The organism is Streptomyces sp. NPDC015144 (assembly GCF_043079735.1).
Classification (GTDB): domain Bacteria; phylum Actinomycetota; class Actinomycetes; order Streptomycetales; family Streptomycetaceae; genus Streptomyces.
Genome location: NZ_JBIBUU010000004.1, coordinates 311,588 through 323,348, shown reverse-complemented (window position 1 = coordinate 323,348; position 11,761 = coordinate 311,588). Strand labels below are relative to the sequence as shown.

The window sequence follows — 11,761 nt, the reverse complement described above, 5'->3', positions numbered from 1 at the left end:
GAAGTGTTTATGTGTTTTAGACATCCTGGCGGAAGGTCCACCCGGATGGGGCACCGGGACCCGCACCGTTACTGAACAAACCGGTTTCAGTGCACGACTGTGACGGCCCTAAACTGTCCCCCGTGACCGAGAAGACTCAGCAGACGCCAGCCAGCACCCCCGAACTGCCGACCCAGTACGCGCCGGCCGAGGTAGAGGGGAAGCTGTACGAGCGCTGGGTGGAGCGCGGTTACTTCGAGGCCGACGAGCACAGCGAGAAGCCCCCGTTCACCGTCGTCATCCCGCCGCCGAACGTCACGGGCAGCCTCCACCTGGGCCACGCCTTCGAACACACGCTGATCGACGCGCTGACCCGGCGCGCCCGGATGCAGGGGTACGAGACGCTCTGGCAGCCCGGCATGGACCACGCGGGCATCGCCACGCAGAACGTCGTCGAGCGCGAGCTGGCCAAGGAGGGCAAGTCCCGCCACGACCTGGGCCGCGAGGCGTTCGTCGAGCGCGTCTGGAAGTGGAAGAACGAGTCCGGTGGCCAGATCTCCGGCCAGATGCGCCGCCTCGGCGACGGCGTCGCCTGGTCCCGTGAGCGGTTCACCATGGACGAGGGCCTCTCCCAGGCCGTCCAGACCATCTTCAAGAAGCTCTACGACGACGAGCTGATCTACCGCGCCGAGCGCATCATCAACTGGTGCCCGCGCTGTCTGACGGCCATCTCGGACATCGAGGTGGAGTACCAGGACGACGACGGCGAGCTCGTCTCCATGACGTACGGCGAGGGCGAGGAGACCATCGTCGTCGCCACCACCCGCGCCGAGACGATGCTCGGCGACACCGCCGTCGCCGTCCACCCCGACGACGAGCGCTACCGCCACCTGGTCGGCAAGCAGATCAAGCTGCCGCTCACCGACCGTACGATCCCGGTCGTCGCGGACACCCACGTCGACCCCGAATTCGGCACCGGCGCCGTCAAGGTGACGCCCGCCCACGACCCGAACGACTTCGAGATCGGCCGGCGCCACGACCTGCCCTCGATCGCCGTCATGAACGAGCGCGCGGTCATCACCGTCCCCGGCCCCTTCGAGGGACTGGACCGGCTGGAGGCCCGCTCCGCCATCGTCGCCGCCCTGCGCGCCGAGGGCCGGATCGTCGCCGAGAAGCGCCCGTACGTCCACTCCGTCGGCCACTGCTCGCGCTGCAAGACGACCGTCGAGCCGCGCCTGTCGATGCAGTGGTGGGTCAAGGTCGGCCCGCTCGCGCAGGCCGCCGGTGACGCCGTCCGCGACGGCAGGGTCAAGATCCACCCGCAGGAGATGGAGAAGCGGTACTTCGACTGGGTCGACAACCTCCACGACTGGTGCATCTCGCGCCAGCTCTGGTGGGGCCACCGCATCCCCGTCTGGTACGGCCCGAACGGCGAGATCGTCTGCGTCGGCCCCGGCGAGGAGCCGCCGACCGGCGAGGGCTGGCACCAGGAGACCGACGTCCTGGACACCTGGTTCTCCTCCGGCCTGTGGCCGTTCTCCACCCTCGGCTGGCCCGAGCAGACCGACAGCCTCGCGAAGTTCTACCCGAACTCCGTCCTGGTCACCGGCTACGACATCCTCTTCTTCTGGGTCGCCCGGATGATGATGTTCGGCCTGTACGCGATGGACGGCACCCCGCCGTTCCACACCATCGCCCTGCACGGCATGGTCCGCGACCAGTTCGGCAAGAAGATGTCGAAGTCCTTCGGCAACGCGGTCAACCCGATCGACTGGATGGACAAGTACGGCTCCGACGCGCTCCGCTTCACGCTGGCCCGCGGCGCCAACCCCGGCGTCGACGTCCCGATCGGCGAGGACTGGGTCCAGGGCTCGCGCAACTTCGCCAACAAGATCTGGAACGCCACGCGCTTCGCGCTGATGAACGGCGCCACGATCGAGGGCGAGCTGCCCCCGGCCGAGTCGATGTCCTCGGTCGACCGCTGGATCCTGTCGCGGCTGAACAAGACCGTCGCCGAGGTGGACGCCCTCTACGACGACTTCCAGTTCGCCAAGCTCAGCGACGCCCTGTTCCACTTCGCCTGGGACGAGGTCTTCGACTGGTACGTCGAGCTGTCCAAGACCACGTTCTTCGCGGGCGGCGAGCAGGCCCGGGTCTCCGGCCGGGTCCTCGGCGAGGTCCTGGACGTGATGCTCCGTCTGCTCCACCCCGTCGTCCCGTTCGTCACCGAGACGCTGTGGACGGCGCTCACCGGCCGGGAGTCCGTCGTCGTCGCCGACTGGCCGAAGGACTCCGGTTTCCGTGACGAGGCGGCCGAGCGGGAGATCGAGCTCGTCCAGCAGCTCGTCACCGAGGTCCGCCGGTTCCGCTCCGACCAGGGCCTCCAGCCCGGCCAGAAGGTCCCGGCCGAGCTCACCCTGGCCGGTACGGCGCTCGCGCCGCACGAGGCGGCCGTCCGCCAGCTCCTGCGGCTCCAGCCCGCCGGAGAGGGCTTCCACGCCACCGCCTCGCTGCCCGTCGCGGGCGTCACGGTCGCCCTGGACCTCTCCGGCACCATCGACGTCGAGGCGGAGCGCAAGCGCCTGACGAAGGATCTGGCCGCCGCCGAGAAGGAGAAGGCGCAGGCGACCGGGAAGCTCGGCAACGAGGCGTTCCTCGCCAAGGCGCCCGACCAGGTCGTCGACAAGATCCGCGGCCGGCTCGCCAAGGCCGAGGCCGACATCGAGCGGATCACCGGTCAGCTGGCGAAACTGCCGCAGAGCTGATCACCTGAGCACGGAGCCCCCGTCCCCCTGACCGACCAGGGGGACGGGGGCTTCGTTCCGTCCGCACCATGCGCCGCGCGCGTTGTCGGTGCCCATCCGTAGACTGGCTCGTGTGAGTGAGCCCCGCCCTTCCGACCGGCCCGACAACTCCGACTCCGACGACGCCTTCGCGGAGATCGTCGACGAAGAGACCCAGCGCGACCCCGACCTGGCGGTGATCGAGGCCGGGAGCCGTACGCTGCGCACCCGCTCCGGCCCGCCGCAGGGTGCGGAGCTTCCGGCCCGCCCCGCCGACCCCGAGGTGGACAAGGCGCTGCGCGAGGTGGAGCAGGAGCTCGCCGGCCGCTGGGGCGAGACCAAGCTGGAGCCGTCCGTCACCCGCATCGCCGCGCTGATGGACGTGCTCGGCGAGCCGCAGCGCGCCTACCCCTCGATCCACATCACCGGGACCAACGGCAAGACGAGCACGGCCCGCATGATCGAGGCGCTGTTCGGCGCCTTCGACCTGCGCACCGGCCGCTACACCTCGCCGCACGTCCAGTCGATCACCGAGCGGATCAGCCTGGACGGCGCCCCGATCGCCCCCGAGCGGTTCGTCGAGACGTACCAGGACATCAAGCCGTACGTGGAGATGGTCGACAGCCAGCAGCCGTACCGGCTCTCCTTCTTCGAGGTGCTGACCGGGATGGCCTACGCGGCCTTCGCCGACGCCCCGGTCGACGTCGCCGTCGTCGAGGTCGGCATGGGCGGCAGCTGGGACGCGACGAACGTGATCGACGGCTCGGTCGCCGTCGTCACCCCCATCTCGCTGGACCACACCGACCGGCTGGGCTCCACGCCCGCCGAGATCGCCGCGGAGAAGTCCGGGATCATCAAGCAGGGCGCCACGGTCATCCTGGCGCAGCAGCCGGTGGACGCCGCGCAGGTGATGCTCAAGAAGGCCGTCGAGGTCGACGCCACGGTCGCCCGCGAGGGGATGGAGTTCGGCGTCGTCTCCCGGGAGGTCGCGGTCGGCGGGCAGCTGCTGACCCTGCGCGGCCTGGGCGGCGAGGGCAACGAGTACACCGAGATCTTCCTCCCGCTCTACGGGGCCCACCAGGCGCACAACGCCGCGGTGGCGCTCGCCGCGGTGGAGGCGTTCTTCGGGGTCGGGGCGGAGCGTCCCGGCTCGCTCGACGCCGACACGGTCCGTCAGGCGTTCGCCTCGGTGGTCTCCCCGGGCCGCCTGGAGGTCGTCCGCTCCAGCCCCACCGTCGTCCTGGACGCCGCGCACAACCCCGGGGGCGCCCGCGCCACCGCCGAGGGGATCTCCGAGGCGTTCGGCTTCTCCCGGCTGATCGGCGTCGTCGGCACCAGCGCCGACAAGGACGTCAGGGGCCTCCTCGAAGCCTTCGAGCCGATCTTCGCCGAGGTCGTCGTCACTCAGAACTCCACCCCCCGCGCGATGGACGCGGACGCGCTGGCCGCCATCGCCGTGGAGGTCTTCGGCGAGGACCGGGTGCAGGTGGAGCCGCGGCTGGACGACGCGCTGGAGGCGGCGATCACCCTCGCCGAGGAGGAGGACGAATACGCGGGGGCCGGTGTGCTGGTGACCGGTTCCGTGATCACGGTCGGCGAGGCCCGGCTGCTTCTGGGAAGGCGCTGACCCATGCGTACGCTCTGTGCATCCACGCTCATCGGTGAATTCTTCGTGATCGGTTTCGCCGGTCTCGTCGCGATGAAGTCCGACGATCTGAGCAATGGCACGGTCTGGACGGTCTGCGGCATCGGCATGGTGCTCTCCGTGCTGCTCTGCGGGATGATCACTCGTCCCGGTGGTGTCCAGCTCGGCTGGGTGCTCCAGATCGCCCTGGTGCTCGGTGGATTCTTCGTTCCGACGATGTTCATCCTCGGGGTGGTCTTCGCCGGGCTGTGGTGGGCCTCGGTCCACTACGGTCGGAAGATCGACGAGGCGAAGGCCCGCTGGGCGGCGGCACAGGAAGCGGCCGAGGCCGCGGCCTGACCGACGGAGCGCGTCCCGCGGCCAAACCCGGGCGCGGGCCCGGCTCCGTACCCCTGTAGCCTCGATCCACCGCACCCGCATGCCTGCAAGGAGCCGCACACCATGACCCAGCGCACCCTCGTTCTCCTCAAGCCCGACGCTGTCCGGCGCGGACTGGTCGGCGAGATCGTCGGGCGGATCGAGCGCAAGGCCGGCTGGCGGATCACCGCGCTGGAGCTGCGCACCCTCGACCGTGCCACGCTGGAGCAGCACTACGCCGAGCACGTCGGCCGCCCGTTCTACGAGCCGCTGGTGGAGTTCATGCAGTCCGGCCCGATCGTGGCGCTGGTCGCCGAGGGCGAGCGGATCATCGAGGGCGTCCGTACGCTGGCCGGCCCCACCGACCCGATCGCCGCCGCGCCCGGCTCCATCCGGGGTGACTTCGGCACCATCACCCGGGAGAACCTCATCCACGCCTCGGACTCCGAGGAGTCCGCGGAGCGCGAGCTGAAGCTGTTCTTCCCGGGCCTCGCCTGATCGCGGATCAGCCGAACAGCGCTCAACCCTGGGGCGACCGAATTAATTCGGTCGCCCTTCGGTATAGGGTCCTGGATCGCGGGAACGCATCCCTCCGACGTAACGTCACCATGAGGGGAACGGTCTTCCGTTCCACTCGCGAAGGCGAAGCACCCTCGCGCGGTGTCCGTCGGTACGCCACTACGATGGAATCCTCCACGCCCGCCGCGCTCAGCCCGCCATCCAGAACAAGCCACCATGCTTTCTCTGAAGGCCCGACGCATCCTCAATGAGGAACAAGGGGAACTCAATGTCGTTCATCGGTCGTGACATGGCTATCGACCTCGGGACTGCCAACACGCTGGTGTACGTCAGGGGGCGCGGCATCGTTCTGAACGAGCCGTCCGTCGTGGCCATCAACACCAACACCGGCGGCATCCTGGCGGTCGGCTCCGAGGCCAAGAAGATGATCGGCCGTACGCCCGGCAACATCGTCGCCGTACGGCCCCTGAAGGACGGCGTGATCGCCGACTTCGAGATCACCGAGCGGATGCTCCGCTACTTCATCCTGAAGATCCACAAGCGCCGCTACCTGGCCCGTCCGCGGGTCGTGGTCTGCGTGCCCTCCGGCATCACCGGGGTCGAGCGACGCGCCGTCATCGAGGCGTCGACCCAGGCCGGTGCCCGCCAGGTGCACATCATCGAGGAGCCCATGGCCGCCGCCATCGGCTCCGGGCTGCCGGTCCACGAGGCCACCGGCAACATGGTCGTCGACATCGGCGGCGGCACCACCGAGGTCGCGGTCATCTCGCTGGGCGGAATCGTCACTGCCCAGTCGATCCGGGTCGCCGGTGACGAGCTGGACAACGCGATCATCCAGCACGTCAAGAAGGAGTACTCGCTCCTCCTCGGCGAGCGCACCTCCGAGCAGATCAAGATCACCATCGGTTCGGCGTACGACATGGACAAGGACGAGCACACCGAGATCCGCGGCCGCGACCTGGTCTCCGGGCTGCCCAAGACCGTGGTCATCTCCGCCGCCGAGGTCCGCAAGGCCATCGAGGAGCCGGTCAACGCGATCGTCGACGCGGTGAAGACCACGCTCGACAAGTGCCCGCCGGAGCTCTCCGGCGACATCATGGACCGCGGCATCGTCCTCACCGGCGGCGGCGCGCTGCTGCGCGGGCTCGACGAGCGGCTGCGCCGCGAGACCGGCATGCCGATCCACATCGCGGAGGACCCGCTGGACTCGGTGGCCCTCGGCTCCGGCAAGTGCGTCGAGGAGTTCGAGGCGCTCCAGCAGGTGCTGGACGCCCAGCCCCGCAGGTGAACAACCCCGGTCGGCCGTACGGAGCGCCACTGTTCCGTACGGCCGGTCGTTGACATACAGGCACGAATATTCCGACGAGGAAGGCACGGCCGCCGCACGTGAGGGACACACGAGAGAGCCGGCTGCTCCTGGTGCTGCTGATCGCCATCGCGTTCGCTTTGATCACGGTGGATATCCGCGGAGGCGAGGAGTCGCCGGTGGACGGCGCCCGGAAGGCCGCCGCGGCGGCCTTCGGGCCGGTGGAGAACGGCGTCGCGGCCGCCGTCGACCCGGTGGGCAACGCCATAGGGGCGGTACGCGAATCGGGGGCGCGGCACACCCGGATCGCCCAGCTGGAGCAGGAGAACGCCAAGCTCCGCACGGAACTGGGCAGCGACGACCGCAACCGCAGCCGGGTCCGCGAGCTGGACCGGATGCTGAAGAAGTCGGCCACCGGGCAGTACGGCATCAAGGGTGCCGAGGTCATCGCCATAGGAGCGGCCCAGGGCTTCTCCTGGACGATCACCATCGACGCGGGTTCCAAGGACGGCGTCAAGCGCGACATGACCGTCATCAACGGTGACGGTCTGGTGGGCCGGGTCACCACCGTCGGCCCGGACACCGCCACGGTGCTCCTCGCCAACGACCCCGACTTCACCGTCGGCACCCGGATGGAGAAGACCGACGAGCTGGGCTTCGCCACCGGCCAGGGGTCCCAGCCGCTGTCCGTCCAGTTCCTCAACGGCAAGGCCAAGGTGAAGAAGGGCGACCGGCTGGTCACCTTCGGCTCCAGCAAGGACAAGCCGTTCGTACCCGGGGTCCCGGTCGGCGAGGTCGTCCGCGTCGACCCGTCCGGCGGCGGCCTGACCCGTACGGTCTACGTCCGTCCGTACGTCGGGTTCACCAAGCTCGACATCGTCGGCGTCGTGGTCCAGGCGCCGCGCGAGGACCCCCGGGACATGGTGCTGCCCAAGCAGCCGGCCAAGCCCGCCAAGCCGAAGCCGACGCCGACCGTCACGGTCACGATCTCGCCCAACGGCGACATCGTCGACACCGGGGGGAACGTCGTCGGGAACATCCACGAGAGCCCGGACGCCGGCAGGAGCCCGGATCCGAACGGCACTTCGAACGCGGTCGACGAGCAGAGGTAGAGCTGATTCCCATGCGCCTGAACCGGATTCTGCTCTCCACCGTCCTGGTCGTCGTCGCCCTGGTCGTCCAGGTCTCCGTCCTCGCCCGCCTCCAGCTCCCCGGCGCCGTCCCCGACCTGCTGCTGCTCGTCGTGCTCGGTCTCGCCTTCGTGTACGGGCACGTCAGCGGCGCCCTCATCGGCTTCGGCGCGGGGCTCCTGGCGGACCTGGCTCCGCCCGCCGACCACGCGGCCGGGCGGTACGCGCTGGTCCTCTGCGTCATCGGCTACCTCGCCGGGCTGGTCAAGCCCGAGACCGGGCAGCTGAAGTCGGCACTGGTCCCGATGACCGGCGTGGTCGCCGCGGCGATCGGCTCGACCCTGCTGTACGCGATGGTCGGCGCGCTCGTCGGGGACACCGCGGCCCGCCACGTGGGTCTCGGCAGCCTGCTGTTCACCGCGGCCCTCTACGACCTGCTGCTCGCGCCCTTCGTCGTCCCGCTCGTCATGGCCGCCGCCAGACGCACGGTGGGCGACCCGCTCGTCGACACCGGTGGCGGCGGGGACGTGGCGGCCGGCTGGCTCGCCACCGGCACCGGTCTGAGGATCGGCAGCCAGCGCGGCGGACTGCGCGTCAAGGCCGCCCGTAACCGCGCGGCCCGCGCCGGACGCATCAAGGGGGTCAAGCGCCTGTGACCAACATTCCCGAGACCGGCCGGACCCCGCGGGTCCAGATCCGCCTCGTCGTCATCCAGATCCTGGTCCTCTCCCTGCTGCTCACCCTCGGCGGGCGGCTCTGGTACCTCCAGATCCGCAACGGCCAGGAGTACAGCGACGAGGCGAAGAACAACCACGTCCAGCAGGTCGTCCAGCCCGCCGTCCGCGGCTCGATCCTCGACGCGCGCGGGGTGCCGCTCGCCGACAACGAGACCCGGCTGGTGGTCTCCGCCAGCCGTACCGAGCTGCTGAAGATGAAGGACGACGGCAAGAGCGTGCTGACCCGGCTCGCCGGGGTCCTCGACATGAAGCCGAAGGACGTCCTCGACAAGGTCCGGCTCTGCGACGCGAAGACGCCGCAGCCCTGCTGGAACGGCTCGCCCTACCAGCCGATCCCGGTCACCGACGAGGCCACCACCCAGCAGGCCCTGACGATCCGCGAGCGCGCCGAGGACTTCCCCGGGATCACCGCCGAACCCACCGCCGTACGCCGCTACCCGGCCCCCGGCAAGGCCAACACCGCGCAGGTCCTCGGCTACCTCTCGCCGGTCACCGACGAGGAGATCACCAAGGCCCAGGACACCGACTCGCCGTACCTCCGCTCCGACCAGGTCGGCCGCTCCGGCCTGGAGCGCACGTACGACAAGGAGCTGCGCGGCAAGGCCGGGGTCACCCGCTACGAGGTCGACAACCTCGGCCGGGTCATCGGCCAGGCCAAGAACGACAAGGCGGAGCCCGGCTCCTCCGTCGTCACCTCCATCGACGCCCGGGTCCAGGCCGTCGCCGAGTACGAGCTGGACGGGGCGATGAAGGAGGCCCGCAAGGCCTTCGACAAGAACACCGGCGAGAACTACAAGGCCGACTCCGGCGCCGTCGTCGTCATGGAGGCGAAGACCGGCCGGGTCGTCGCGATGGCCTCGCTGCCCAACTACGACCCCAACGCCTGGGTCGGCGGCATCTCCGCCAAGGACTACGCCAAGCTCACCGGCAAGAACTCCAACTTCCCGCTGCTGAACCGGGCCATCCAGGGCCAGGCCGCCCCCGGCTCGATCTTCAAGGTCATCTCCTCGACCGCCGCGGTCAACGCCGGGTACCCCTTCGACGGCCACTACCCCTGCCCCAGCGCGTACAGCATCGGCGGCCAGACCTTCACCAACTACGAGTCCCAGGGATACGGCGACATCACCATCGGCCGCGCCCTGGAGGTCTCCTGCGACACCGTCTACTACGGCCTCGCGCACAAGGAGTGGCTGAAGGACGGCGGCATGAACCCGAAGAAGCACCCCAAGGACTGGTTCTTCAAGACCGCCCACCAGTTCGGCCTCGGCAAGGAGACCGGCATCGACCTCCCCAACGAGGTCAGCGGCCGCGTCCCCGACCGCGAGTGGAAGCAGAAGTTCTTCGACGCCAACAAGGACGCCTGGTGCAAGCAGGGCAAGAAGGACGGCACGTACGTCGAGCGGATCGCCTACGAGAACTGCCTCGAGGGCGACAAGATGCGCGCCGGTGACTCCGTCAACTACTCGATCGGCCAGGGCGACACGCTCGTCACCCCGATCCAGATGGCCACCATCTACGCCGCCATCTCCAACGGCGGCACGCTCTACGACCCGACCGTGGGCAAGGCGATCGTCAGCGGTGACGGCAAGGAGATCCAGAAGATCAGGCCGACGTCGCACGGCAAGCTGCCCTTCACCCGCAAGACCCGCAACGACATAGACAAGGCACTCGCGGGCGTCGCGACCGTCGGTTCGGCCGCCTGGCGGTTCGGCGGCTGGCCGCAGGACAAGATCCCGATGCACGCCAAGACGGGTACGGCCGAGGTCTACGGCAAGCAGACGACCTCCTGGTTCGCCACGTACACCAAGGACTACTCGATCGTCATGACGATCTCCCAGGGCGGTACGGGCTCCGGCGCCTCCGGGCCCGCCGTGCGCAACATCTACGACGCGATCTACGGGCTCGACAAGTCCGGCAACCAGGACCTGAAGAAGGCGCTGCTGCCCGCCCCGCAGAAGTCCCTGCCGAAGATCCAGTCGGACGGTTCGATCGACTCCCCGTCGATCAAGCCCTACGACCCGAGCTCGCAGCAGACCCCGGAGAGCCAGACGCTCGCCGCGATCGTGGGGAGGCGCGACTGATGGCCGGCTTCTCCGTACAGCGGTACGCGCCCGAGCGCACCACCTGGGCCAGGCTCGTCGCCCGCGACTCGGTGGTCCGCAGGCTCGACTGGCCGATGCTCGGGTCCGCCCTCGCGCTCTCCTTCATCGGCTCGCTGCTGGTCTACTCGGCGACCCGGGGGCGCGATTCGCTCACCCACGGCGACCCGTACTACTTCCTCTTCCGGCACGCCCTCAATACCGGCATCGGGCTCGCCCTGATGATCGGCACGATCTGGCTCGGCCACCGCACCCTGCGCGGCGCCGTCCCGATCCTGTACGGCGTCTCGGTGCTCCTGGTGCTGGCGGTGCTCACCCCGCTCGGCGCCACCGTCAACGGCGCCCACGCGTGGATCATCATCGGCGGCGGCTTCTCGCTCCAGCCGTCCGAGTTCACCAAGATCACCATCATCCTGATCATGGCGATGCTCCTTGCCGAGCGCGTCGACGCGGGCGACCAGCTCCACCCCGACCACCGGACGGTCGCCAAGGCCCTCGGCCTGGCCGCCGTCCCGATGATCATCGTGATGGGGATGCCCGACCTCGGCTCGGTGATGGTCATGGTCGTCATCGTGCTCGGCGCGCTGCTCGCCTCCGGGGCCTCGAACCGCTGGATCCTCGGACTCCTCGGCACGGGCGTGGCCGGGGCCGTCGCGATCTGGCAGCTCGGCCTGCTCGACGAGTACCAGATCGCCCGCTTCGCCGCCTTCGCCAACCCCGCGCTCGACCCGGCGGGTGTCGGCTACAACACCAACCAGGCCCGGATCGCCATCGGCTCCGGCGGTCTCACCGGGACCGGCCTCTTCCACGGCACCCAGACCACCGGCCAGTTCGTCCCCGAACAACAGACCGACTTCGTCTTCACCGTCGCGGGCGAGGAACTCGGCTTCGTCGGTGCCGGGCTGATCATCGTCCTGCTCGGGGTCGTCCTCTGGCGGGCCTGCCGGATCGCCCGCGAGACCACCGAGCTCTACGGCACGGTCGTCGCCGCCGGGATCATCGCCTGGTTCGCCTTCCAGTCCTTCGAGAACATCGGGATGACGCTCGGCATCATGCCGGTGGCCGGGCTCCCGCTGCCCTTCGTCTCGTACGGCGGCTCCTCGATGTTCGCCGTCTGGGTGGCGGTCGGGCTGCTCCAGTCGATCAAGGTGCAGCGCCCGATAAGTGCCTGATCCGCCGGAAACACCCGGATCGCCGTAGATTCGG

General features: G+C 69.4%; 9 protein-coding genes. All 9 read left to right on the top strand.

Annotated elements, in window-relative coordinates; translation table 11 throughout:
• Window positions 1-122 precede the first annotated feature (122 nt).
• The 9 genes from ACF08W_RS10340 (at window position 123) to rodA (ending at window position 11,727) form a co-directional block, all read left to right on the top strand.
• Complete coding sequence (locus ACF08W_RS10340) at window positions 123-2,744, top strand: valine--tRNA ligase (protein ID WP_385204198.1); 2,622 nt, start codon at window positions 123-125, stop codon at window positions 2,742-2,744.
• A gap of 112 nt (window positions 2,745-2,856) precedes the next feature.
• Complete coding sequence (locus ACF08W_RS10335) at window positions 2,857-4,389, top strand: bifunctional folylpolyglutamate synthase/dihydrofolate synthase (RefSeq protein ID WP_385204201.1); 1,533 nt, start codon at window positions 2,857-2,859, stop codon at window positions 4,387-4,389.
• Window positions 4,390-4,392: 3 nt separating this feature from the next.
• Window positions 4,393-4,746, top strand: a complete 354-nt coding sequence (locus ACF08W_RS10330; RefSeq protein WP_352275306.1) for a DUF4233 domain-containing protein — start codon at window positions 4,393-4,395, stop codon at window positions 4,744-4,746.
• 102 nt (window positions 4,747-4,848) lie between these two features.
• A complete protein-coding gene (ndk, locus tag ACF08W_RS10325; protein ID WP_352275304.1) occupies window positions 4,849-5,262 on the top strand; it encodes a nucleoside-diphosphate kinase in 414 nt (137 codons plus the stop codon).
• Window positions 5,263-5,551: 289 nt separating this feature from the next.
• Complete coding sequence (locus ACF08W_RS10320; RefSeq protein ID WP_352275303.1) at window positions 5,552-6,571, top strand: rod shape-determining protein; 1,020 nt, start codon at window positions 5,552-5,554, stop codon at window positions 6,569-6,571.
• A gap of 98 nt (window positions 6,572-6,669) precedes the next feature.
• On the top strand, window positions 6,670-7,701 hold the full coding sequence (gene mreC / locus ACF08W_RS10315; protein WP_352275301.1) for a rod shape-determining protein MreC: 1,032 nt from the start codon (window positions 6,670-6,672) through the stop codon (window positions 7,699-7,701).
• An 11-nt stretch (window positions 7,702-7,712) separates the two neighbouring features.
• Window positions 7,713-8,375, top strand: a complete 663-nt coding sequence (mreD, locus tag ACF08W_RS10310) for a rod shape-determining protein MreD (protein WP_352275300.1) — start codon at window positions 7,713-7,715, stop codon at window positions 8,373-8,375.
• Entirely contained in the window at window positions 8,372-10,537 is a 2,166-nt protein-coding gene (mrdA, locus tag ACF08W_RS10305; RefSeq protein ID WP_392279013.1) for a penicillin-binding protein 2, read from the top strand. The genes mreD and mrdA overlap by 4 nt, the downstream gene beginning before the upstream one ends.
• On the top strand, window positions 10,537-11,727 hold the full coding sequence (gene rodA, locus ACF08W_RS10300) for a rod shape-determining protein RodA (protein WP_352275297.1): 1,191 nt from the start codon (window positions 10,537-10,539) through the stop codon (window positions 11,725-11,727). The genes mrdA and rodA overlap by 1 nt, the downstream gene beginning before the upstream one ends.
• The last annotated feature ends 34 nt before the right edge of the window (window positions 11,728-11,761 follow it).

Bases quoted from the DNA above. Each gene is read 5' to 3' on its own strand.
- ACF08W_RS10330 (WP_352275306.1), top strand. From the start codon at position 4,393: ATGCGTACGCTCTGTGCATCCACGCTCATCGGTGAATTCTTCGTGATC.
- ndk (WP_352275304.1), top strand. From the start codon at position 4,849: ATGACCCAGCGCACCCTCGTTCTCCTCAAGCCCGACGCTGTCCGGCGC.
- ACF08W_RS10320 (WP_352275303.1), top strand. From the start codon at position 5,552: ATGTCGTTCATCGGTCGTGACATGGCTATCGACCTCGGGACTGCCAAC.
- mreD (WP_352275300.1), top strand. From the start codon at position 7,713: ATGCGCCTGAACCGGATTCTGCTCTCCACCGTCCTGGTCGTCGTCGCC.
- rodA (WP_352275297.1), top strand. From the start codon at position 10,537: ATGGCCGGCTTCTCCGTACAGCGGTACGCGCCCGAGCGCACCACCTGG.